Genomic DNA, 22,584 nt, shown 5'->3' on the forward strand with positions numbered 1-22,584 from the left:
TGAATAGGCACGATAACAGTGCCAAATAAAAATACTGTAAGACGAGATAACCACTGGGATAAAACTATGAAAAAGATTCTGCTGACAGCTTTGCTTTCCGCATGTATCGGCAACGCAATTGCTGGTGAAAATAATGATGTGGTATCAACTGCCGCTGGTGCTCAGCAAACGAGTAATACTCCAGGCTCACAATTTGATCCTACTCAAAATGTGTATTTCAATAAGGCAGACATAAGGTATGTTAAACTTATCAACAATATAGGCACCATACCTCTCAAGGTTCGCTTAGAGGATGTGGGTGATCCTGGTACCATAACCTTTGCCATGGGTGATGAATTCATCTTCGACTGGGATAACGGACAAGCTCGATTCGAATATACCGGTGCTAAAATTCAGATGCTGGACTTGAATGATGGGGGGAGCTCTGATGATTTGTTCCCTTATGAATCAAACGGCAATGATTATTTAAAGTATGAATACGGTGGCGAAAGGCAAGCCATAGTTGTCGACATGACCTCTGGTTCTGTTTCCACTGTTAATGACACTGATGGCATTAGCGGCCATAAGAACTCCAGACTCAGAGGGTATTACGACCCGGCAGTCACAGGCCAAGACACGATATTTATCTATCTTGAACCTATGTAATAAAAATAGTATCCAACATGTAGCCACTTAGCCGTGGCTACATTTTTATGGCTATTAAAATTCAAGCATTAAATATCAGCCGTCGCCCTACCCCTTGCAGAAGCAGACTGTTGGACCTTGCTCAGGCTCGAGTAAATCTGATTACCCAGCTATCAATCTGCTGAAAAAGCTCAAGATCCCCCCACAAACTCTACCCCTTCGATTACGAGGCTCCCGGCGATGTTGACAAGCATGCCGCAACTCGACTCAGGGTGCGTAACACCAATTGATCCGGCGCGACTTCCCCACACAAAAGGGCGCCACAGTGGCGCCCTTTCTATTTACGCACATATCCCTCCCTGTGTCCGACAAGCCTTATGCGATGCGGTTGCGGCCGAGGCGCTTGGCCTCGTAGAGACGCAGGTCGACGCATTGCAGCCAGTCGTCCACCCGCTGATAATCCGGCTGATAGGGGGTGACCCCCACGCTGATGGTGACGGCAAGCTCGCGCTCCTGATACAGAAAGGGATGACGCTCTATCTGCTGGCGGATGTGATCCATCAGGGATCGGGCATCGCCGAGGGTAACGCCGCGCAGCAGCATGATGAACTCCTCCCCGCCGAAGCGGGCCACCAGATCGCTGCCGCGCACTGCCTGCATCAGCAACTGGGCCAGCGTCTCCAGCACCGCATCCCCGGCAAGATGACCATGTTCATCGTTGATCTGTTTGAAAAAATCGATGTCGATCAGAGCCAGGCAACAGGTATTCCCCTCGGCCGGGTGGCGCAAGAAACGATCGAGCAGGAGGTTGGCTTGGCTGAAGAAGCTGCTGCGATTGGGCAGTTTGGTGAGGAAATCGTGCTCGGCGTTGAAGCGCAGCTCCCGCTCCATCCGGCCGCGTTCGTCCTCCAGGTTGCGGGCGTGAACCAGGGTACCGAGGGCGGTGGTGAGCGGCTCGAGCAGGGTCACCAGGGTCTCGTCGAAGCCACCCGGACGGTTGGCCAGGGCGATCATGCCGATGGCCTCCCCCTTGTGACGAAGCGGGATGCCAAGGAAGCAGTCCAGATGCGGGTGACCGCGAGGGGAGGTGCCGCGGCTCGCCGGATGGCGCGGCAGATCGTTGCAGCACACCAGGGTGTTGTGGGTCACCACATGACCAAACAGGTTGTCGAGTTTGCTGAAGATGAGCCCGCCTCTGCTCTGGCGCTGTTGCTCATACCAGGCATGGGTGGCCTCGTCCCAGGAGAGATTGGAGATGGAGGGGACGTAGAGGCTGGGTTGCTCGTCCTCGTACTGGACTATGCCGATGAATCCATAGGCACTCTGGCTGACGCTGAGCAGCCGCTCGAACACGGTGTCGCAGGCGGAAGCGAGGTTGCGATCCAACAGAAAGCCCTGATGAGCGGCGACTATGATGTCGAACAGCTGGCTCTGCTGTTCGACGCGCTGCTCGGCCAGCACCTCGGGAGTGATGTCGTGGGCCAGCTTGATCACCCCGAGCAAGGCACCCGCCTCGTCGGTGATCGGGGTGTAGGTGGCGTGGATCCAGACGCTCCTGCCTCCCCGCGCAATGCGGTGAAAGGCGCCGGTATGGATCTTGCCGCAGAGCACCCCCTGCCAGAAGCGGTCGTGCTCGCCATGTTGCTCGGGGGGCAGCAGCAGCAGATGGGACTGGCCGATCAGCGCCTCGGGGTGATAGTCGAGGATGGCGCAGAACAGCGCGTTGACCGAGACGATGTGGCCAGCGAGATCGAACTCGACGATGCCATAGGCGCGATCGAGGGCGGTCAATCGGGCGAGGCCGTCATAACGGCCGAGAGCGCCAATATCGAGAGAGCTGGACACCGGGATATTCATGGCCACGATTCCTTTCGTATCGCCAACAGATAGCCACATCCAGTGTAGACATGGGGGATCAAGAACTCAGGTCATCGGCCCACGCATTTTCAATCTGGCCACGCCCGTCATGTCCGGGAGAAGAGCCGAATCTGGGCACCTCTTGCCACGCCAGCCGACTGGGCGCAGACTGTCTGGCCTTGTTCCGGCTCGAGGAAATCTGATGACCCCCGCTATCAACCTGCTGAAAAAGCTCAAGATCCCCCACAAGCTCTACCCCTATGAGTGCGAAGCTCACGACGATTTCGGCAAGCATGCCGCGACCCAGCTCGGCCTGCCGGAGGCCCAGGTGTTCAAGACCCTGATCGCCCATCACGACAAGCAGGCGGTGGTGGCCATAGTGCCCTCATCGGGCCTGTGCAGCCTGAAGCAGCTCGCCAAGGCGGCGGGGCTGAAGAAGGTGGAGATGATGAAACCGGCGGAGGCCGAGAAGCTGACCGGTTACAAGGTGGGGGGCATCAGCCCGCTGGCCCAGAAGAAGCTGCTGCCCACCGTACTGGACGACTCCGCCATGGCGTTTGACGAGATCCTGGTGAGCGGCGGCAAGCGCGGCCTCTCGGTCGGGGTGGCGCCGCAAGACATGCTTCGCCTTCTGAAGTGGATCGCAGCGCCCATCGGTGAACACTAAGGGACGAGCACCATGACTAAGCAGTAGCGTGAATAGAAGAGGCCCCGCATCCGGGGCCTCTTTCGTTTTGTCGATCGGCGGGTTCGAGTCACGTCATCGGACCTAGGATATGGCGACCCGACAACCCGCTGCCCGCGTCACTCCCCCTCGGGGTGGCAGGCGGCGGTCAGATCCGAGAGCCGCAGCCGCTGGCGCCCTGCCCCATCGAAGTTGTCATCCGCCAGCCATCGCTCGAAGCAGCCTTGCAGGGCGGGCCATTCCCCATCGATCACCGAGAACCAGGCGGTATCCCGATTGCGGCCCTTGTCCACCCGCGCCTGACGGAAGGTCCCCTCGTAGCTGAAACCGAGCCGCAGCGCCGCCTGGCGCGAGGGCCAGTTGAGATCGTTGCACTTCCACTCGTAGCGACGGTAGCCGAGCGCAAAGGCATTGGCCATCATCAGCGCCATGGCCGCGGTAGAGAGGCGGGTACGCTGCATGGCCGGTGAGAAGTGCAGCCAGCCCACCTCTATGCTACCCGCGGCGGGATCGATGCGCAGGTAGCTGGCGAGCCCCAGCGCCTTGCCGCTCGCCTCGTCGACAATCGCATAGAACTGGGGATCGGCCTTGGCGGCGACCCCTCGCAGCCAAGCCAGCATGGCCGCCTCATCCGCGAAGGGACCGCTGGTGAGATAGGTCCACATGGCCCCATCATCGGCACCGAACGCCTGCCAGAGCGAGGTGCCGTGGCTCTCAGGGTCCAGCGGCTCCAGCCGGCAGCCCCAACCGCTCATGACCGCCTTGGGGGGAAACTCGGCGCCCGCCCAATCCGCCACCTCGGCCCCCAGGGGTTGATTGAATTCGTTGGTGATGTGAGCCGTCACTCGATTAGCAGCCACAGGCGATCCCCCCCTCTTGCAACACACCGGCCTCGCCGCCGGTGGCGACGGCGAAACCGTCCTGCCGCCACCAGTGCAGGCCACCGATCAGCTCCTTGACCCGAAAGCCCTGCGCCGCCAGCTTATAAGCCCCCTGGGTCGAGCCGTTGCAGCCGATGCCGTCGCAGTAACAGACATAGACCTTGTCCCGCGCCAGCCCGGCCGTGGTGGCCGGACTCATGGTGCTGTGGGGGAAGGAGATGGCCCCCGGGATATGGCCCTTCCCATAGTGATCGAAGGAGCGGGTGTCGATGACAACGATGCCGGGCTCACCGGCCAGCAGATCGGCGGCGAGATCGGCCGGATCGGTGCGAAACGCCAGCTGGGCCTCGAAGAAGGCGCTGGCCTCCTGCGGACTGGCCACCCCGGTGCTCAATACATGACTCATACGGACTCCTGATATAGCGCGACTTCTGTGGTGATCTCGGTTCTGACCGAGTTGGCGATGAAACACTGCTCGTGGGCCTGGTGGTGCAACCGCTCCAGCTCGACCAGGGTTGGCTGGCGATCACCCCCGAATACCACCCTGGGGCGCAGGGTGACGCGGGTGATGGACTGGCGGCCGCGCTCGTCCGCCTCCATGACGCCGACCGCCTGGTCCCGGTAGCTCTCCACCAGATAGCGCTCCCTGGCCGCCAGCCAGAGGAAGGTCAGCATGTGGCAGCTGGAGAGCGAGGCGACGAAGGCCTCCTCCGGATCGACATTTTCCGCCACCGAAAAGGGCAAGGGCACCACATGGGGGGAGGAGGAGGCGGGCACCCTGACGCCGCCGTCAAACTCCCACTCATGGGCCCGACTGTAACGCTGATCGACGAAGGGCTCGTCGCTCCCCCGCTGCCAGCTGATCACCGCACCAAATTCAGACATCCCGACTCCTTGTGGTGGTTACACTCCATTCTCTGACCCTCAATGTAGCGTCATAATGGCCTTGCCACGCCGACCAATTTTGCCAATATAGGCAGACCAATTTTGCGGGCACAGTGCCCCACCCGGAGGCCGCATGACCGCCCTGCCCACCCTGTTTGCCGACCGGCAACAGAACGATCTGCCCCTGCACGAGCAGCTGGTGCGCACCTTGCGCGACGCCATCTTGGTGGGGGTTCATCTGCCCTGGTCCATGAGGAGCCCAATATGACCGCCCTGCCGACCCTCTTCGCCGACCAGCAACAAAACGACCTGCCCCTGCACGAGCAGCTGGTGCGTACCCTGCGGGAAGCGATCCTGGCCGGTCACCTGCCCCAGCACAGCCGCTTGCCCGCCAGCCGCATGCTGGCCCGGGATCTCGGCGTCTCCCGCAGCACGGTGGAGCTGGCCTATGGCCGGCTGGAGGCGGAGGGCTACCTGGTGCGCAGGGTGGGGGCTGGCAGCTTCGTCGCCCTGGCGGCGGTGCGCCCCGCCCCCAGGCCGCCCCAGTCGGCGGCCGGGCTGTCGCGCCGCGGTCAGGAGATGGCGGCGGGCGGCGCCTGCCATAACGCGCCCCTGGTGGGTGACTCCTTCGCCTCCAGCCAGCCGGATCCGCGCCTCTTCCCCCAGGCGCTCTGGGGGCGGCTGATGCAGCAACAGTGGCGCCAGCGCGCCAGCGACTGGATGAACTACGGGGATCCACAGGGCTTGGCTCCGCTTCGCGCCGCCATCAGCAGCTATCTGGTGCAGTCGCGGGGGGTGCAGTGCGAGCCGGATCAGATCCTGATCCTCACCAGCTCCCAGCAGGGCATCTTGCTGGCGACCCAGCTGCTCATCGATGCCGGCGACAGCGTCTGGGTGGAGGATCCCGGCTACCCGGGGGCGCTCACCGCGCTGGAGAGTGCCGGGGCCCGCGTCCATCCGGTGCCGGTGGACGAGGAGGGTCTCAACCCGGCAGGGGAACATCCACGGCCAAGGCTCATCTACTGCACCCCGGCCCATCAGTATCCCCTCGGCGTACCCATGAGCCTGCCGCGGCGGATGGCCTTGCTGGCCGAGGCCGAGCGGCACGGGGCCTGGATTTTGGAAGACGATTACGACGGGGAATATCAGTACGATCAGCGCCCGCTGCCCGCCCTGCAGGGGCTGGATGGTCAGGGGCGGGTCCTCTATGTTGGCACCTTCAGCAAGGTGCTGTTTGGTTCCTTGCGCCTCGCCTACCTGGTGCTGCCGCGCCCCCTGATGGAGGCCTTCAGCCGGGCCCGCGCCGCCTTCGACGGTCACAGCAACCAGCTGCAGCAGGCGGTCACCGCAGACTTCATCCGCGCCGGCCACTTCGCCACCCACCTGCGCCAGAGTCGTCTGCTCTACCAGAGCCGGCGGGATCTGCTGCTGAGCGAACTGGCCGAGCACTGCCCCCTGCTCACCCCCATCCACAGCGGCGCCGGGCTGCAGTGTGCCGTGCTGCTGCCGCCGGGTGGCGAGGCCCGCTGGACCGACGCCGCCAACGCCCTGGGGCTGGGCCTGCGCCCCCTCGGCCAGTTCTACCTCGGCGAACCCGGGCTGGAGGGCTGGCTGCTCGGCTTTGGCTGCCTCGACAACCAGACCCTTCGCAGACTATGTCGCCAACTGGGCGCCCTGCTGCGCGGCTGAGGCTCAGCCGTGGCTCTCGCGGCACAGGGCCAGCCAGGCCTCGGCGGTGCGGGAGAGGTAGCGCCGGCTCGGCCAGATCACCCCGAGTCGCCAGCTCAGCTCCGGCAGCAGGGGGCGCAACACCAACCCGTCCGGGGTCAGCCGCCGGCAGATGGGCTCGGGCAGGAAGGCGACTCCCATGCCGCTGCGCACCATGGCGGTGAGAAAGTCCCACTGGCTGCTGCGCGCCGCCACCTGGGGCACGAAGCCCGCCTGCTGGCAGGCCTGCTCCAGCCGCTCGCTCAGGGTGAAGGCCTGGGTGTAGAGCAGGAAGGGCTCCTCCTGCAGATCTTCCAGCCGGATCTCGTTGCGCTCACGCCAGCGCGGCAGATCCGGCAGCACCACCTGGATCGGATAGCAATCCAGCTCCAGCGCGCTCAGGGCGCCCCCCTCCCTGGTCGGCAACATGGTGATGGCGAGATCCAGCTCCCCCTCCAGCACCGCCTGCTCGATGCGGCGGCCGCCATATTCGACGATGGAGAGCTCCACCCTGGGGTAGCGGCTGCGGTAGGTGCGGATCAGATCCGCATAGACGTGGCCCACCATGGGCGGGATGCCGAGCGCGAGGCGCCCGTGCTGCAGGCTCTGCAGATCGGCGAGCTCCGCCTCCATCTGCTGCATCTGGGCCAGGATCAGCTGGCCACGGGCAAACAGCACCTGGCCGCTGTCGGTCAGGGTGAAGCTGTGCCCCTCCCGGTTGAGCAGGGGCTGACCCAGCTCCTCCTCCATGTTGCGGATCATCTTGCTGATGGTGGGTTGGGTGACAAACAGCTTCTCGGAGGCGCGGGTGAAGCTCTGCTCCCGCACCAGTTCGACAAAGTAACGCAGGGCTCGGATATCCATGGGACGCTCGTCGGAGGGGTTCGCTAAATAATGCCAATTTGGCATATTTTTCATAATTTAAATTCATTTTTTGCAGGTTTGGCCCACCCTTATACTGTGACCAGATTCACAAAAAGACGCCCATCATGAAAGCCTTCTGCCTTCGCTGGCTACAAACCCCCTTCCAAATCGCCCTGCTGGCCGCCATCTGGCTGCTGGCCGACACCGCGGTGCGCACCTTCCACCTGCCCCTGCCCGCCAACCTGACCGGCATGCTGTTGCTGCTCGCCTGCATCCTGCTCGGGGTGGTCAAGGCGCAGTGGTTCAGCGCCGGTGCCCGCTGGCTGCTGGCGGAGATGCTGCTGTTCTTCGTGCCCGCCGTGGTGGCCGTGATCAACTATCAGGATCTGCTGCTTCAAGAGGGGTGGCGCATCATGTTGGTGCTGGTTATTAGCACAATCTTGGTGCTTGGTACTACCGCACTGGTGGTGGACAGAGTCTATCGCTTCGAACTGATGCTGGCCCGCCGGAGCCGCCGCCATGTCTGACACCCTGCTCGGCCTGCTCTGCTTCGCCCTCACCCTGCTGTTCTACTACGCCAGCAAGTGGCTCTATGGCCGCAAGCGCATACTGCCGCTGATGCCGCTGCTGCTGGCGCCGGCCCTGCTGGTGGCGGTGGTGATGCTGTTCCACATCCCCTATCAGGACTACATGGCCCAGTCGCACTGGCTGCTGTGGCTGCTGGGCCCGGCCACCGTCGCCTTCGCGGTGCCGGTCTACGAGAACCGCCAGTTGATGCGCCGCCACTGGCTCTCCCTGTCGGTGGGGGTATTTGCCTCCGTGCTCATGGCGGTGGGCAGCACTGTGCTGCTGGCGCGCTGGCTGCACCTCTCCGAGCTGCTGCAGCGCAGCATGGCCATGAGATCCATCACCACCCCCTTCGCGGTGGAGGCGACCCGCTCGGTCGGCGGCAACGCCGATCTCACCGCCCTGTTCGTGGTGCTGACCGGGGTGATCGGCATGGCGGTCGGGGAGAGCGTGCTGACGGTGCTCGCCATCCGCAGCCGCCTCGGCAAGGGGGCGGGTTTTGGCGCCTCGGCCCACGGCGCGGGCACCGCCAGAGCCTACCAGATGGGCAACGAGGAGGGGGTGGTCTCCAGCATGGTGATGATGATCGCCGGCATGGCGACCGTGCTGCTGGCCCCCCTGCTGGGCAAGCTGTTCTGGTAAGGCATTGCGACCACTCAACGAGAAGAGGCGCCCAGGGGCGCCTCTTCTGTTTTCCTCACTTTAATACGCTTTAGAACCTTTCTACGATCTGTCGCGAGAGGCCGTCAGCAAGGTAAAGAGCAGCGCAGGAACCGGAATGTATATGAATACATGAGCCCTCTTGGTTACAAACAAGCGAGCAGCACATGAGCCTTGATCACGACCTCGCAGTAAGATCGTGAACAGGTTCTTACAGGCTGGCGCAGATCTGCCACAGATCGTACTGAATGGCGGCCGCCGTCACCTCGCGCCCCGCCCCCGGCCCCTGAATGACCAGCGGGTTGGTGCGATAGCTGTCGCTCTCGATGGCGAACACGTTGTCACAGGGCAAGAGGTTGGCGAACGGATGGTGCGGCTCCAGGGTCTCAAGCCCGACCCGCGCCTTGCCGTCATGCTCGAAGCGGGCCACGTAGCGCAGCACCTTGCCGACCCGGCGTGCCCCCTCGAACGCGCTCTGGATGGGATCATCCAGCTCCTTGAGCCTGTCCATGAACTGATCCGTGCTGACCTTGCGCAGGGCCACGGGCACCAGATTCTCCAGCTCGATATCGGCGGAATCGAGCTCGAAGCCCGCCTCCCGCGCCAGGATCAGCAGCTTGCGGCGCACGTCCTGGCCGGAGAGATCCTCGCGGGGATCCGGCTCGGTCAGGCCGTGCTGCCAGGCCTCGTCCACCAGCTCGGAGAAGGGGCGCGTGCCGTCATATTGCTGGAACAGCCAGGAGAGGGTGCCGGAGAAGATGCCGGAGACCCCCTGGATACGGTCGCCACTCTGGCGCAGCATCTGGATGCTGGACTGAATGGGCAGGCCCGCCCCGACGGTGGCGTTGTAGCGCCACTGCACCTGGTGATCGCGACAAGTCTGCTTGATGCGCTGGTAGAACTCGCTCTCGGCGGCGCCGGCAAACTTGTTGGCGGCGATGATGTGAATGCCGAGCTGGGCGAAGTCCGGGTAGTAGCGGCTCACCGTCTCGCTGGCGGTCATGTCGAGGGCTATCAGGGCATCGAAGCCGTGCTGCTCCAGCTGACCCAAGAGTTCGGGCCAGATCAGCGGCTTGGGATCGAACCTGTCACGCACCTTGAGGGGATCCAGCCCCTCCTCGTCCAGCAGGCCGCCCTTGGAGTCGAACACCCCGTAGAGAGTCAGCGCCAGATTGAGTTCATGTTCGAGGCGCGCCTTCTCGCGGCCATAGAGGCTGAGCCAGTGGCCGCCGATGTTGCCCTTGCCGAACACCACCAGACCGACCCGGGTCGGGCGGCTGAACAGGGCGCTGTGCAGGGCGATGAGCAGGGGCTCGAGCACCACCTGGCGCAGCACGGCCACCAGGCTCAGGCCGTCTCTGGCCACCTGCACGAACTCCAGGGGTTGATCCGCCAGCAGCTGATAGAAGCGGTGGCACTGTTCGGCATTGTCGGTCACCCCGGCGCCGACCAGGGCCACCAGGCTGAAGCCCTCCTTCTGGATCAGGCCGGTGAAGCTGCCCTGCAGCTGGAAGTCCCGCAGCACCTCGAAGGCCCCTTCCGCCACCTCGAGGGTGTAGGCCAGACGCAGCACCCGCCGATCCGGCTGGCGCTGCAGGGTGAGCGGGTGGAGGCGATGGCGGGCCAGATGGGCCTCGATGGTCGCCACCGTCTGATCAAAGCTGGTCTGGGGCAGCACCTTGAGTTCGATGAGCGCTATCTGATCCACCGAGGAGACGATGCGGGCGCCGCCGGAGCGCGGTGCCCGGCGTAGTATGTGGGTGCAACCCTCGTCCGGGTTGTAGCTGCAGCGCAGGGTGAGGCGCTGGCGGCTGTCGGCCACCGGCTGTAGGGTGCGAGAATGCAATACAGAGGAGCCGAGACGGGCCAGCTCGTTGGCCTCCGACAGGCTCAGGCGCTCCAGCAGGCGCGCCTCCTTCACCCGGCGCGGATCCGCGCTGTAGACCCCGGCCACGTCGCTCCAGATGGTGGTGGATTCCCCATCCGCCAGCGCCGCCAAGAGGCTCGCGCTATAGTCGGAGCCGTTGCGGCCGAGCAGCAAGGAGCGCCCCTCCAGATCCGCGGCGATGAAGCCGGTCACGACGATGCGGCCGGGATGTTCCGCCAGACGGGCCTTGAGCAACTCGCTGGAGATGGCGGTATCCACCTTGACCAGGGCGCCGTCTTCCGCGCGCAGGAAGCTGCGGGCGTCGAGCCAGATGGCGGGCTCACCACGGCTGCTGAGCAGGGCGGCCAACAGGCGCGCCGACCACACCTCGCCGAAGGCGAGCAGGCCGTTGCGCTCGAAGCGATCGAACTGCCCCTCCAGGGTCTTGGCGATCAGCTGGGTATCGTCGGCGAGCTGCTTGCTCAAATCGAGCTGCAGTTCCCCCTCCAGCAGGCCGTCGATCAGACTCTGCTGATAGGCGTGCAGGGCGGTGATGGCCTCGCCGGCGGCCTCGTCCCCGGCTTCCGCCAGCTCCACCAGCTGGATCAGCCGGTTGGTGGTCTTGCCGGCGGCGGAGACCACGATCAGTTCATGGCCGCCGACCTGCTGCTCGACGATGGCCGCGACCCGGCGATAACAGACCGGATCCGCCAGACTGCTGCCGCCAAACTTGTGCACATGGCGCCGCTTCAGTACCGCTTCTGCTGCCACTGCTACCTCTCCTTGCTGCTGTTCCATTTAGATCACCACCTGTTCCTGCGTCTTGCTGCCGGCAGCACGCCCTGTCCGTGGGTCGGCGAACCTGCCGATACCCTCTCCCGTGCGGCTGGCTGCCGTGCCGTTATTAGTTTGCCTGTTGCGCCAACTGCGCCTGTTCAAAAGCCTGGGCCAGATCGGCCACCAGGTCGTCACCGTGTTCTATACCCACCGACAGGCGCAGCAGCTGGGCGCTGATGCCCGCCGCATGTTGCGCCGCTGGGGTCATGGCCCTGTGGGTCATGCTGGCGGGATGGGCCACCAGACTCTCCACCCCGCCGAGGGATTCCGCCACGGAGAAGAGGCGCAGCGCATCCAGGAAGGCGCGCAGCCCCGCCTCATTGCAATCGAGCTCAAAACTTAGCATGGCGCCGAAGCCGGACTGTTGACGGCGCGCAATCTCGTGGCCCGGATGGCTCGGCAGGCTGGGGTGATAGATGGTTTTCACCAGCGGCTGCTGTTGCAGGAAGGCGAGGATCCTGTCCGTGTTCTCCTGGTGGGTACGCAGGCGCGGCGCCAGGGTACGCAAGCCCCGCAGGGTGAGGTAGGAATCAAAGGCACCCGAGGTCAGCCCCAGACAGTTGGCCCACCACACCAGGGAGTCGGCCAGTGCCTGCTCCTTGGCGATGGCGACCCCGCCCACCACGTCGGAGTGGCCGTTGATGTACTTGGTGGTGGAGTGCACCACCACATCCGCGCCCAGCGCCAGCGGTTGCTGCAACAGCGGCGAGAGGAAGGTGTTGTCCACCGCCACCTGGGCGCCCACCTCGTGGGCCGCGGCGGCGATGGCGGCCACGTCCACCACCCGCAGCAGCGGGTTGGAGGGAGTCTCCACCCACACCAGCGCCGGTTTCTGGGCGAGCGCCTCGGCCAGGGCCGTCTCGTCCCCCTGATCCACGAACTGCACCCTGTAGTGGCCCTTGGCCGCCAGGTATTCGAACAGGCGCCAGGTGCCGCCGTAGCAGTCGTGAGGGGCCAGCAGCAGATCACCGGCCTTGAGCAGAGCCGTGGTCACCAGATGGACGGCGCCCATGCCGGTGCCGGTCACCACGGCGCCCGCCCCCCCTTCCAGCGCCGCCAGCGCGTCCGCCAGGTTGGAGCGGGTCGGGTTGCCGGAGCGGGCATAATCGTATTGACGGGGTTCGCCAAAATCGGCAAAGGTGTAGTTGCTGGAGAGGTAGATGGGCGGCACCACGGCACCGTGTTGCTGGTCTGTCTCAATCCCGGTACGTACCGCCAGGGTGGCCTTGTGGGTCATTATTCTCTCCTTGAATCTCTCTTGGGTCGCGCCGGACAGACAGCCCGGCAGGCATCCCCCGCCATTGCTGGCCATATTGCTGGCCTATGGTGAATCACCTTACGCCAGTGCAAAAAAGCCGTCAACACTTCTAGACGTCTAAATGGCTTTGCTGTTGGATTGCCATCTAATTCCGTAAGGGTTAAAATCCGCGCTCACGGCCAAATGAGAACAGGTGAATCATGGGTACAGAGTGGAACGGCGACTACGTCAGCCCCTATGCGGAACACGGTAAGAAGAGCGAACAGGTCAAGAAGATTACCGTCTCGATCCCGCTCAAGGTGCTGAAGGTGTTGACCGATGAGCGCACCCGTCGCCAGGTGAACAACCTGCGTCATGCGACCAACAGCGAGCTGCTCTGTGAGGCCTTCCTGCACGCGTTTACCGGCCAGCCGCTGCCCGGTGACGACGACTTGCGCAAGGACCATCCGGACAGCGTCCCTGCCGAGGCGCGCGCCATCATGGAAGCGCTGGGCAAAGAGATCGAAGATTTCGACGTCGAATAATCCTCGCTATATGGCAAAGAGTGATCCTTCTTCGATGACGCGGCCCCGGGCCGCGTCATTGCCATCTGCCCCACCCCCTTTCAGCCTGCGCCGCTACCAGAGCGACATCAGCAGCCATCGCCACGACTTCGCCCAGCTGGTGATCCCCCTCGACGGCCCCATCGAGATAGAGGTGCAGGGCAAGGGCCAGCGCCTCCTCCCCGGCTTCGCCTGCGTGATAGCCCCCGGCGAGCGGCACGACTTCGCGGCCGATCCGGCGCTCTCCTTCCTGGTGCAGGAGAGCCACTGGCTGCCGGAGGCGCTCGCGGGCCACCCCTTTATCGAGCTGGATGAACCCCAGCGCCACTACCTCGCCTTCCTGCACCGGATGGTGGCAGAGGGTCGGCAGGTGGCCGGCATGGAGCAGGTCTGGCTCGGGCTGCTGGCCGAGTCACAGGGCGTGGGCCCCGCCATGGCTCCTCCCATAGCCCCCCGAATCGCCAGAGTGCAGCGCCATATCGAGGCCCACCTCGCCGAGCCGCTCGACAACGAGCGACTCGCCGGCGTTGCCTGCCTCGGCCAGAGCCAGTTCAAGCACGCCTTTCGCCAGCAGCTCGGCATGAGCGTCTCCCATTACATCCGGGGGCGGCGTATGGCGCTAGCGCGCACCCTGTTGAGCCAGAGCGCCCTGCCCATCGGTGACGTCGCCTGCCGGGTCGGTTACCAGAATCAGGGGGCCTTCGCCGAACGCTTCCTGGCCGAGACTGGGCTGACCCCCTCGGCCTGGCGCCAGCAAAACGGCCGGTTGCCGTAACGCGCCGGCTCTGCGCCGAAGACAAGCCGGACCCGGATCGGGCATGCTGGCGGACATGGACGACACGCGAGGAGAGCAGATGCAGACCATAAGCTGGCAGCAGTTCGAGATGGTGGAGCTGAGAGTGGGCACCCTGGTGCGGGTCGAGCCCTTCCCCGAGGCGCGCAAGCCCGCCTACAAGGTGTGGGCGGATTTCGGTCCCGAGCTCGGGGTGCGCAAGAGCAGCGCTCAGATCACGGACCTCTACCAACCGGAAGAGCTGGTGGGGCGCCAGATCGTCGCGGTGGTGAACTTCCCGCCCAAGCAGATCGGCCCCATCCAGTCGGAGTTTCTGCTCACCGGTTTCTACCGGGCCGACGGCGCCGTGGTGATGGCCATCCCGGAGCAGGCGGTGGATAACGGCGCCAAGCTGGGCTGAGCGCTCAGTCAGAACGCAAAGAGGCGACCCCGGGGTCGCCTCTTCTTTTTCTGGCCGCAGCGCCGCTGTTACTTAAGCAGGCTGAAGACCAGGGCCGAGACCGCCAGCGACCCGGTCAGCAGGATGAAGCCGTTCACCCAGCCCTGACGGAAGCGGGCCAGCGCCTCCACCCTGTAGATGGCCACCACCGGCATGATGAACAGGATCATGGCGATGACGGGGCCGGAGAGGGTCTCCATCAGGCCGAGGATGCCGGGGTTGAGCACCGCCGCCCCCCAGATGGCGAAGAACATCAGCGCGATGCCGAGCCTGTCCGCCTTCGCAATCGACAGGCCGGTGGGCTTGGCGATCAGGCTCTTGAGGCTCTCCCGCGCCCCCAGGAAGTGGCCGAGGAAGGAGGAGCTGATGGCGATGAAGGCGATGAGCGGCCCCAGGGTGATGATCACCGGGTTATCGGTGATGTTGGCGAGATAGGAGAGCACCGAGACGTTCTGGGCCTTGGCCTCGGCCAGCTGCAGCGGGGAGAGGCTCAGCACGCAGGAGAAGACGAAGAACAGCACGAAGCCCACCAGCATGACGGTGGTGTTGCGCAGGATCAGGCCGCTCCTGGCCTCCGCCTGCTCGCCATATTCACGGCGCTGCACGTTGGCGAAGCCGGAGATGGCGGCGGCATGGCTGAAGGCGAAGACGGTCACCGGCAGCGCCAGCCAGACGGTGTTGAGGAAGCTGGCGCCGTCGAAGGCGGTCACCTCCGGCCACTGCCACTGGGGGATCAGGTAGCAGGAGAGCGCCGCCAGGATGGCCGCCAGCGGATAGACCATGAAGGCGAAGGCCCGCAGCATCGCCTTCTCGCCGGCCATCATCACCGCGATCATGGCAAACACCAGCAGGCCGGAGAGCATCACCCGGTTCGGGGTCGCCATGCCGAGCTGGTTGACCATGAAGCTCTCCACCGTGTTGGTCAGCCCTACCCCGTAGATGAGCAGGATGGGGAAGATGGAGAGGAAGTAGAGCGCCGAGATGAGGCGGCCGGCCATCTTGCCGAAGTGCTCCTCCGCCACCTCGGTGAAGTCGGCCTGGGGACGGGAGGAGGACAACACGAAGCGGGCCAGCCCGCGGTGCGCCAGGAAGGTCATGGGACCGGCCAGCACGGCCACTATGAGCAGGGGCCAGATCCCGCCGAGACCCAGGTTGATGGGCAGGAACAGGATGCCCGCGCCGACCGCGGTGCCAAACAGGCTGATCACCCAGTGGGTGTCGTGACGACGCCAGCCGGTGTGGGCGATGACGGATTGGGAACCGGACAGCTCCCGGGTGACCTCTGCAGATAAACTCATCGTTAATTCACTTTTTGTCAGTATTTAAATCTGCAGTCATTGTGCTATCTCAGCATTTAATTCTCAAAACTCGGCACTGGCAGATCCCACTGCCAAAGCTCGCGTCGACCAGTGAGATTGGGAACAGGATCTTGCCCTCCTAATTCATAAAATCTGCATATTGGCAGTATTATGATATATAAAACCAAAATATCATTGCTGGTTAATTTTTTATTTTGGAAGAGGTGTAATTATCAGAATTACACGATTAATCATCTTGTGCGAAGCAGGCTGACGACGATGATCCACTGCGGATGTCGCGCCTTGCCAGCGGATATCCCTATCCACCTCCACAAGGCCAGCGGATAACACCAAACAATAAGGCGACCCTGAGGCCGCCCTATGATGTCGGGACAATGAAATGTCAGCCTGCTCAGTGAGTCAGGATCTTGCCCCAGGCGAGATCCGGGTCCCCCATCACGATGAAGTCAGGGTTCTCCAGCGACTCCGTCTCGTTGTAGCTCAGCGGCTGCAGGGTCAGGCTGAGGATGCGACCACCGGCCGCCTCGACGATGCACTGGGCGGCGGCGGTATCCCACTCGCCGGTGGGGCCGAGGCGCACATAGCAGTCGGCAGCCCCCTCCGCCACCAGGCAGGACTTCAGCGAGCTGGAGCCGAGCGGGATCAGCTCGTAGTTGATGGCCGGGTTGAGGCGGCGGGTCAGCATCTCCAGCTTCTGGCGCCGGCTGATGGCCACCACCAGCGCATCCGGCTGATCATGCTCGTGATGCATGGCGCTGATGGGATAGATCTCGCCGGCGGCCTCCTTGAAGGCGCCGTGACCGCGCACCGCCCAGTAGAGCACGTCGGACTCGGGGGCGTAGATGACCCCGAGCACCGGCACGTTGTCCTGCACCAGGGCGATCAGGGTGGCGAAGTCGCCGCTGCCGGCGATGAACTCGCCGGTGCCGTCCAGAGGGTCCACCAGCCAGTACTGCCGCCAGTTGGCGCGCTGGCTGAAGGGCACATCGGCCGCCTCTTCGGTCAACACAGGGATATGGGGAGTGAGCGCCGACAGCGCCTGCTTGAGGTAGGCATCGGCAGCAAGATCGGCACTGGTGACCGGGGTCGCATCCTCCTTCAGCTGACGCTCGAACTGACCGCCGTGATAGATCTCGTGAAGGATCCGCCCCGCTTCGCGGGCTATCTCCTTGACCCCAGGCACCCAGGCCAACAACTCCTGCATATTGCTACCCTCTGTCTTTGATTATCTTTGCGCCCTCGAGGGGCTATTTTTCCTGCTCCGCCAGCCATTTCTGGGCCAGCAGCAGGGCACTGATGCTGCGCGACTCGGTGAAGTCCGGACGCGCCAGCAATTCGTCGATGCGGTTCAGTGGCCAGGGGATCACCTCGAGCGGCTCCGGCTCGTCCCCGATGCGCTGCTCCGGGTAGAGATCCCGGGCCAGCAGTATGTCCATCCGGCTGGAGAAATAGCCGGGCGCCAGCGACACCTGCTTGAGGGGGATCAGGCTGTTGGCACCGAAGCCCGCCTCCTCCATCAGCTCCCGGTTGCCCGCCTCGAAGGCGTTCTCGCCCGGATCGATCAGCCCCTTGGGGAAACCCAGCTCATAAGAGTGGGTGCCCGCCGCGTATTCGCGCACCAGCAGCAGGTGATGGGCGTCATACAGCGGCACCACCATGACGGCCCCCCGGTTGCCCCCCCGCATCCGCTCGTACACCCGCTCTTCCCCGTTGCTGAATTTGAGATGCAGGGATTCCACCTTGAACAGGCGGCTCTCGGCCACGATCTCGGCCTTGAGGATCTCCGGCTTGCTCTTGTCCTGAGCCAGGGTCTCGACACTGAGGTGTACGGGTTTGCGCTTGTGGGGGTCACTCATCAGGGGCTGACTGCTCGTTAAAAAATCGTGCTTCAAGAGTAAACGACTCCCACCACGAACACCACGGGGCCGGGGCGGGAAAGCGGTCTTAAAGATCCGCTGGAATGCCGCCTCCCCGTCGATGACTCAGGGCGCCAGGCGATCTACTCATTTCCCGACCAGCCGCCAAGCGGCGCCCTCCGGCAGGGGGCGCTGGCTATCAGGGACGTTGCACCAGGTGGTACTGCTTCTTGCCCCGGCGCAGCAGCAGGAAGCGGCCGAAGCGCCAGTCGGTCTCAGCCAACTCATTCCCCTCGACCAAACGGCCGTTAAGGTTGATGGCGCCGGCGGCCAGCAGCTCGCGGGCGATCCGCTTCGAGCCGGCGAGACCGGTCGCCACCAGCAGCGCCACCAGACCCCCCTCCCCCTGCCATGAGGTGGTCGGCAGGCCGCCGCCCGCCAGCTGCCGCAGCTGCGCCTCGTCAAGCTCCCCCACCCGGCCGCAAAACAGCAGCTCGCCGATGCGCCGCGCCGCCGCCAGTGCCCCCTTGCCGTGCACCAGTTCGGTCAGCTCGTCCGCCAGCACCTGCTGGGCCTGCTTGCGCCCCTGCCGCTTGGCATCTTCCGCCTCCAGCGCGGCAATCTCGGCCAGCGGCATACAGCTGTAGTAGCGCAGGAAGCGGTAGACATCCTCGTCTGCGGTACCGAGCCAGAACTGATGGAAGGCGTAGGGCGAGGTGAGCGCCGGATCCAGCCAGATGGCGCCCCCCTCGGTCTTGCCGAACTTGGTGCCGTCCGCCTTGGTGATGAGGGGGAGTGTCATGCCGTGGACCTGGGCCTGATGCAGCCGGCGGGTGAGATCCATGCCGCTGGTGATATTGCCCCACTGATCGTTGCCGCCGATCTGCAGGGTGCAGCCGAGACGCTGGTTGAGCACGGCGAAATCCTGGGATTGCAGCAGGGCATAGGAGAACTCGGTAAAGGAGATCCCCTGATCCGGGCGGGCCAGCCGCTGGCGCACCGATTCCCGCGCCAGCATGGCGTTGACCGAGAAGTGCTTGCCTATGTCACGCAGAAAATCGAGGGCGGACATCTGCCCCATCCAGTCGGCGTTGTTGACCAGCACAGGGGCCGCCAGCCCCTCGCTCGCGGGCAGCAGCGCCCGGATCTGGGCAGACAGGCTGGCCACCCAGCCCTGCACGGTTTCGGCGCTGTTGAGGCTGCGCTCGGTCGCCTTGAAGCTAGGATCGCCGATGAGGCCGGTGGCTCCGCCCACCAGGGCCACAGGGGTGTGGCCCGCCAACTGGAAGCGGCGCAACATCAGCAATGGCACCAGATGGCCGATGTGCAGGCTGCCGGCGGTGGGATCGAAGCCGCAATAGAGGGTACGCGGATCGCTCAGGTGGGCGGCCAGGGCCTGGGGATCGGAATTCTGGGCGATGAGGCCACGCTGGGTCAGCTCATCGAGCAACTGGGGGTCTGTCATGGATTCTCCGGGGTGCGGGGGAAAAGCCCCCATATTCCCGTTGGGGCCGTCCCACGGCCATGTCCCTCCGGGGACAGTTTTGCCACCTTCGTGCTAGCATTCCCGCTCTGGGGGCAATGCCGCCCCTCGACGGGAGCCAAGCCACCATGTCCAACCCCTCGCTCACCCGCGCCCTGACCGCTGCCGTCGATGCCCTGCACGGCAGCGCCTTTCCGGCCACCCTGGTGCGGCTCATCCAGCAGCAGGTCCCCTTCGATTGCGCCCTGCTGCTCGGGGTCGGTCAGCGTCCCGTCTATCTCTACGACAACCTGAACCATCAGCGGGCGCTGCTGTTCGATCGCTACCTCGCCGGCGACTTCGGTCAGGATCCCTTTATGCTAGCGCTAGCCAATGGGCTGACCACCGGGGTCTGGACCCAGGCAGAGGTCGGCCCGCTGGATCCGGACTACCAGAGGCGCTTCTATCAGGCTACCGGCTGGCAGGAGGAGGTGGGGCTGATCCTGCCCATTCGAGCCGGGCTGACCCTGGTGCTGTTTCTGGGGCGCCTCGGCAAGCGCCGCCCCTTGAGCCCGAGCGAACGGACCCGGCTGGAGGAGTTGTTCCCGCTGGTACATTCCCTCTGTCGCCAGCATTGGCTGCAGGCCCAGCCTTCAGCGGAGACCCGGCCCTTGCTGGCGGAGAGTGACGCCGCCGGACTGGAAGGGGGCGGCTTGAAAGAGAGGGTGGCGCAGGCGATGGCCAGCGTCGGTGGGGATCTGCTGACCCGCCGGGAGCGGCAGGTGGCCAGCCTGCTGCTGCAGGGGCTGGATACCGAGGCCATCGCCACATCGCTGGGGATTGGCGGCGGCACCGTGAAGAACCACCGCAAACACCTCTATGGCAAGCTGCGTGTCGGCTCACAGGCCGAGCTGTTTGGCTTGTTCCTCAATCACCTGATCACCGCGCCCGCCAGTGCCACGGCCCCTGATGACCGCCCCCCCTCCCAATAACAGAACACCCCGCCAAAGCGGGGTGTTTTGTTATTCAAGTCGGCCTCAGATCCGGCCCTGATAGCGTAGCGGGAAGCGACCCTGACCATCGGGCTGGCCGAGGAAGGGCAGCCCCTGCTTCATCTGATCCGGCAACTCGGGACCCGGCTTGAGGGTGCCCTGGAACAGGTACTGGCGGTTGCTCTGCAGCTCCAGCTTGCCCTGTACCTGCACCGCCTCCGAGCCCTGCTTGAGCTCGGCCACCAGCTTGGAGTCGAGGCAGGTCAGCTTGACCTCGGGATCCCCCAGCGTCAGCTTGCCCGCCGGGGTATCGGCCTCGGCACCATACCAGTAGAGGTTGCCGTAGAGGTTGTCACACCAGGGGTTGCCCTGGGCGAACTGATCCACCTTGAGCTGCAGCTGGCCCGCCGCCTGCAGCGGGAACGGCAGACCCATGGGTACCCGCTCCAGCAGCCAGGGCGCGGGCACATTGAGGGTGATGTCCCGGCCGAAGGCCGCACCATTCCAGCCGACTACCCCCAGGCCGTTGAGGCCGCTGCGCTCACCGAAGCGCACCGAGGCTTCCGGGGCAAGACGCAGCAGCGACCAACCGTTGAGATCCCAGCGCACTTGGGTCAGCGACTCGCTGGCGTATTGCAGGCGCGCCACCTGACCGCTCCAGAGGGTGCCGCTCACCCCCTCCAGCCGCACCATATTGGCGGGCAGCGGCAGATAGCGCACCACCAGGGAGGCGGGCAGCTGCACCAGCAGGAAACCCAGATAGGCCACCAAAAACAGGATTGCTATCAGAATGTTACGCTTCATTGGGGACGACTCAGTTGCAAACGTCTGACCTTGACCAGACCCGGTGCCAGATTCTCACGGGCCACTTCGATGACTTGAACCTGCACCCCGTGCTGATCGGAGAGGGTCGCCAGCCAGAGCAGCAGCGCATCGAACGGCACTGTGTCGATCCATACCTGCAGCTCCTGCCCCTGGGGTTGCAGGCGGGCGATCTTGATCTTCTGGTTGAAAGCGGTGCGATTCACCACCCCATCCAGGGTGCCGCTGGTGTCTATCTGGCGTCCGCTGCTGCCCTGCATGGCCAGCACTTCCTGCCCCTTCTCCTTCAGCCAGGCGAGCGTCTGCTGTTGATTGACAACCTGGCGCTCCCGCTCGGCGATGCGATTGGCGACGGGCTGCCAGATGGCCCAGTAGCAGAGCCCGAGCAGCAGGCAGCTACCGCCCACCGCCACCAGCCGTTGTTCACGGATGCTGATGCCATGCCACCAGCCTTGCAGTTTGTCCATCATGATGATTTACCCTTGAGCACCAGCGCCCCCTCGACCTTGCCCTCGGTGCTGCGCACCTCCCCCTGTTGCACCTCGAAGCGCTTGCCCGCCAGCTCGCGGAAACGCTCTATCTCGGTGAAGCCGGGCGCCGTGACCTGCAGCCTGAGCTCCCCACGCGCCGCGTCGAAACGCAGCACCTCTGGCTTGAGGCCGGGCACCTCGGCAAACACCGGCGCCAGCTCGGTCAGCAGCAGCAGGACCCCATCCTGGGGCGCCTGGCCCAGCTGCTTGAGGTGCTGGGTCATCTGGCTGCGCACGTTGACGATGCGGGTCTCCCCCGGGAAGATCCGGGTGTAGACCTGCCGGATCTCGGTCTTGAGCGCCTTGTCCTGCTCCGCCAGCTGATAGAGGTGCACGCCGCGCTGGGTCAGGGCGACCAGCAGCAAGAGCCCCGCCACCACCGCCACCTTGCGCCACTGCAACCAGTAGCGGGAGTATTCGGTCTGGGGTCGATAAGGCCCCTGCAACAGGTTGGCATGACAGCCGAGCGCCCCCTTGGCCAGCAGCAGCATGGGTAGCTCGGGATCCGCCGCCTGCCAGTTGGCACCGGCCATGGCGGGAGGCGGCGTATGGCTGTGGATGGTGACGGGCTCGGGCTGGGCCGCCAGCAGCATGGCCAGCAGGGATTCCTCGGCCACTATGCCCTGGCGAGGGCCCTGGCGCAGCAGCCACTCTTCACCGAGCTGCAAGGCAGACCAACCCTCGCTGGCCAGCGGCAGGGTCAGCACATCGGGCAGCAGCTGCAGGCTCTTGAGACCGGCCTGCTGTAACCAGCCGAGCCAGATCTGCATCTTCGCCTTGTCCACCGCCATCAGATCCACCTCATTGCCCTGGTGGCCCAGTACCACCAGATGCAGGGCGTCCACGTCGGAGGCTATCTGCTCTTCCAGCAGATAGGGCAGCGCCGCCGCGGCCTGACGGCTGTATTTGCCCGGCAGGCTGACCCGCCGGAAGATAAGATCGCTGCCGGGCACCAGGGTCACCACGGGGCGACCACCGGCACGCTCCTGCAGCTCGCCGAGGGCATGGGCCGAGGCCAGGGTGCCGGAGGCGATGATCTCCTGCTCCTGCGTCGACCACACCAGCCACTGCACCGGCTGCTGCGCATTGGTCCCCAGCCGGATGACCAGACTCTCGCTCACAAATAATTCTCCTGCC

Annotated in this window: 24 protein-coding genes; 10 read left to right on the forward strand and 14 right to left on the reverse strand. The window is 64.4% G+C overall.

Annotated elements, in window-relative coordinates; all coding sequences use genetic code 11:
- The first annotated feature begins 66 nt into the window (after positions 1-66).
- Entirely contained in the window at positions 67-645 is a 579-nt protein-coding gene (locus LG30_RS21830) for a hypothetical protein (protein ID WP_152598964.1), read from the forward strand.
- Between the two features lie 354 nt (positions 646-999).
- Here LG30_RS21830 and LG30_RS0101290 read toward each other — a convergent pair whose 3' ends face one another.
- Positions 1,000-2,481, reverse strand: a complete 1,482-nt coding sequence (locus LG30_RS0101290) for a sensor domain-containing diguanylate cyclase (protein ID WP_033128897.1) — start codon at positions 2,479-2,481, stop codon at positions 1,000-1,002.
- A 202-nt stretch (positions 2,482-2,683) separates the two neighbouring features.
- Here LG30_RS0101290 and ybaK point away from each other — a divergent pair, with 202 nt between their 5' ends.
- Positions 2,684-3,148 carry a Cys-tRNA(Pro) deacylase gene (ybaK, locus tag LG30_RS0101295; RefSeq protein WP_033128898.1) on the forward strand — a complete coding sequence of 155 codons (465 nt, stop codon included), beginning with the start codon at positions 2,684-2,686 and terminating at the stop codon, positions 3,146-3,148.
- A gap of 137 nt (positions 3,149-3,285) precedes the next feature.
- Here the strand turns inward: ybaK and LG30_RS0101300 are convergent, their stop codons facing one another.
- The 3 genes from LG30_RS0101300 to LG30_RS0101310 are packed head-to-tail and all read right to left on the reverse strand — an operon-like array spanning position 3,286 to position 4,932.
- A complete protein-coding gene (locus tag LG30_RS0101300) occupies positions 3,286-4,026 on the reverse strand; it encodes a GNAT family N-acetyltransferase (RefSeq protein ID WP_161785786.1) in 741 nt (246 codons plus the stop codon).
- Positions 4,016-4,453 carry a rhodanese-like domain-containing protein gene (locus LG30_RS0101305; protein ID WP_033128900.1) on the reverse strand — a complete coding sequence of 146 codons (438 nt, stop codon included), beginning with the start codon at positions 4,451-4,453 and terminating at the stop codon, positions 4,016-4,018. The genes LG30_RS0101300 and LG30_RS0101305 overlap by 11 nt, the downstream gene beginning before the upstream one ends.
- Positions 4,450-4,932 carry an OsmC family protein gene (locus LG30_RS0101310; RefSeq protein ID WP_033128901.1) on the reverse strand — a complete coding sequence of 161 codons (483 nt, stop codon included), beginning with the start codon at positions 4,930-4,932 and terminating at the stop codon, positions 4,450-4,452. The genes LG30_RS0101305 and LG30_RS0101310 overlap by 4 nt, the downstream gene beginning before the upstream one ends.
- Positions 4,933-5,065: 133 nt before the next feature.
- Between LG30_RS0101310 and LG30_RS22850 the strand changes: the two genes are divergently transcribed.
- Both LG30_RS22850 and pdxR read left to right on the forward strand, forming a co-directional pair.
- Positions 5,066-5,200 carry a hypothetical protein gene (locus tag LG30_RS22850; RefSeq protein WP_274518477.1) on the forward strand — a complete coding sequence of 45 codons (135 nt, stop codon included), beginning with the start codon at positions 5,066-5,068 and terminating at the stop codon, positions 5,198-5,200.
- Entirely contained in the window at positions 5,197-6,621 is a 1,425-nt protein-coding gene (gene pdxR / locus LG30_RS0101315) for a MocR-like pyridoxine biosynthesis transcription factor PdxR (RefSeq protein WP_033128902.1), read from the forward strand. Before LG30_RS22850 ends, pdxR begins: the two co-directional genes overlap by 4 nt.
- A 3-nt stretch (positions 6,622-6,624) precedes the next feature.
- Here the strand turns inward: pdxR and LG30_RS0101320 are convergent, their stop codons facing one another.
- Positions 6,625-7,503, reverse strand: a complete 879-nt coding sequence (locus LG30_RS0101320) for a LysR family transcriptional regulator (RefSeq protein ID WP_033128903.1) — start codon at positions 7,501-7,503, stop codon at positions 6,625-6,627.
- Positions 7,504-7,628: 125 nt separating this feature from the next.
- Here LG30_RS0101320 and LG30_RS0101325 point away from each other — a divergent pair, with 125 nt between their 5' ends.
- Positions 7,629-8,030, forward strand: coding sequence for a CidA/LrgA family protein (locus LG30_RS0101325; protein WP_033128904.1), 402 nt, complete (start codon positions 7,629-7,631; stop codon positions 8,028-8,030).
- Positions 8,023-8,712, forward strand: coding sequence for an LrgB family protein (locus LG30_RS0101330; protein WP_033128905.1), 690 nt, complete (start codon positions 8,023-8,025; stop codon positions 8,710-8,712). The genes LG30_RS0101325 and LG30_RS0101330 overlap by 8 nt, the downstream gene beginning before the upstream one ends.
- A 229-nt stretch (positions 8,713-8,941) precedes the next feature.
- Here LG30_RS0101330 and LG30_RS0101335 read toward each other — a convergent pair whose 3' ends face one another.
- Together LG30_RS0101335 and metB are read right to left on the reverse strand one after the other, a co-directional pair.
- Entirely contained in the window at positions 8,942-11,395 is a 2,454-nt protein-coding gene (locus LG30_RS0101335) for a bifunctional aspartate kinase/homoserine dehydrogenase II (protein ID WP_033128906.1), read from the reverse strand.
- A 106-nt stretch (positions 11,396-11,501) separates the two neighbouring features.
- The gene (metB, locus tag LG30_RS0101340) at positions 11,502-12,671 is read right to left on the reverse strand and encodes a cystathionine gamma-synthase (protein ID WP_033128907.1); all 1,170 of its coding nucleotides are present in this window, start codon (positions 12,669-12,671) and stop codon (positions 11,502-11,504) included.
- A 221-nt stretch (positions 12,672-12,892) separates the two neighbouring features.
- Between metB and metJ the strand changes: the two genes are divergently transcribed.
- The 3 genes from metJ (at position 12,893) to LG30_RS0101355 (ending at position 14,427) form a co-directional block, all read left to right on the forward strand.
- Positions 12,893-13,216 (forward strand): met regulon transcriptional regulator MetJ, encoded by a 324-nt coding sequence (metJ, locus tag LG30_RS0101345; RefSeq protein WP_033128908.1) that lies wholly within the window; start codon positions 12,893-12,895, stop codon positions 13,214-13,216.
- Between the two features lie 34 nt (positions 13,217-13,250).
- A complete protein-coding gene (locus LG30_RS0101350) occupies positions 13,251-14,009 on the forward strand; it encodes an AraC family transcriptional regulator (RefSeq protein ID WP_033128909.1) in 759 nt (252 codons plus the stop codon).
- Positions 14,010-14,088: 79 nt separating this feature from the next.
- Entirely contained in the window at positions 14,089-14,427 is a 339-nt protein-coding gene (locus tag LG30_RS0101355) for a tRNA-binding protein (RefSeq protein ID WP_033128961.1), read from the forward strand.
- 68 nt (positions 14,428-14,495) lie between these two features.
- Here LG30_RS0101355 and LG30_RS0101360 read toward each other — a convergent pair whose 3' ends face one another.
- The 4 genes from LG30_RS0101360 to tyrS form a co-directional block, all read right to left on the reverse strand.
- Entirely contained in the window at positions 14,496-15,764 is a 1,269-nt protein-coding gene (locus tag LG30_RS0101360; protein ID WP_033128910.1) for an aromatic amino acid transport family protein, read from the reverse strand.
- A 412-nt stretch (positions 15,765-16,176) separates the two neighbouring features.
- The gene (gene cysQ, locus LG30_RS0101365) at positions 16,177-16,989 is read right to left on the reverse strand and encodes a 3'(2'),5'-bisphosphate nucleotidase CysQ (RefSeq protein WP_033128911.1); all 813 of its coding nucleotides are present in this window, start codon (positions 16,987-16,989) and stop codon (positions 16,177-16,179) included.
- 43 nt (positions 16,990-17,032) lie between these two features.
- Positions 17,033-17,641 (reverse strand): ADP compounds hydrolase NudE, encoded by a 609-nt coding sequence (gene nudE / locus LG30_RS0101370; protein ID WP_033128912.1) that lies wholly within the window; start codon positions 17,639-17,641, stop codon positions 17,033-17,035.
- A 199-nt stretch (positions 17,642-17,840) separates the two neighbouring features.
- The gene (gene tyrS, locus LG30_RS0101375; RefSeq protein WP_033128913.1) at positions 17,841-19,106 is read right to left on the reverse strand and encodes a tyrosine--tRNA ligase; all 1,266 of its coding nucleotides are present in this window, start codon (positions 19,104-19,106) and stop codon (positions 17,841-17,843) included.
- Between the two features lie 146 nt (positions 19,107-19,252).
- On the opposite strand from tyrS, the gene LG30_RS0101380 reads away from it, so the two are divergent.
- Positions 19,253-20,095 (forward strand): helix-turn-helix transcriptional regulator, encoded by an 843-nt coding sequence (locus LG30_RS0101380; protein WP_033128914.1) that lies wholly within the window; start codon positions 19,253-19,255, stop codon positions 20,093-20,095.
- A 45-nt stretch (positions 20,096-20,140) separates the two neighbouring features.
- Here LG30_RS0101380 and exeN read toward each other — a convergent pair whose 3' ends face one another.
- The 3 genes from exeN to exeL are packed head-to-tail and all read right to left on the reverse strand — an operon-like array spanning position 20,141 to position 22,568.
- Positions 20,141-20,899 carry a GspN family type II secretion system protein ExeN gene (gene exeN / locus LG30_RS0101385; protein WP_033128915.1) on the reverse strand — a complete coding sequence of 253 codons (759 nt, stop codon included), beginning with the start codon at positions 20,897-20,899 and terminating at the stop codon, positions 20,141-20,143.
- Complete coding sequence (gene exeM / locus LG30_RS0101390; RefSeq protein WP_033128916.1) at positions 20,896-21,387, reverse strand: GspM family type II secretion system protein ExeM; 492 nt, start codon at positions 21,385-21,387, stop codon at positions 20,896-20,898. The genes exeN and exeM overlap by 4 nt, the downstream gene beginning before the upstream one ends.
- Positions 21,384-22,568, reverse strand: a complete 1,185-nt coding sequence (gene exeL, locus LG30_RS0101395; protein ID WP_152598965.1) for a GspL family type II secretion system protein ExeL — start codon at positions 22,566-22,568, stop codon at positions 21,384-21,386. The genes exeM and exeL overlap by 4 nt, the downstream gene beginning before the upstream one ends.
- Between the last annotated feature and the right edge of the window lie 16 nt (positions 22,569-22,584).

This window comes from Aeromonas aquatica, assembly GCF_000764655.1.
GTDB lineage: Bacteria > Pseudomonadota > Gammaproteobacteria > Enterobacterales > Aeromonadaceae > Aeromonas > Aeromonas aquatica.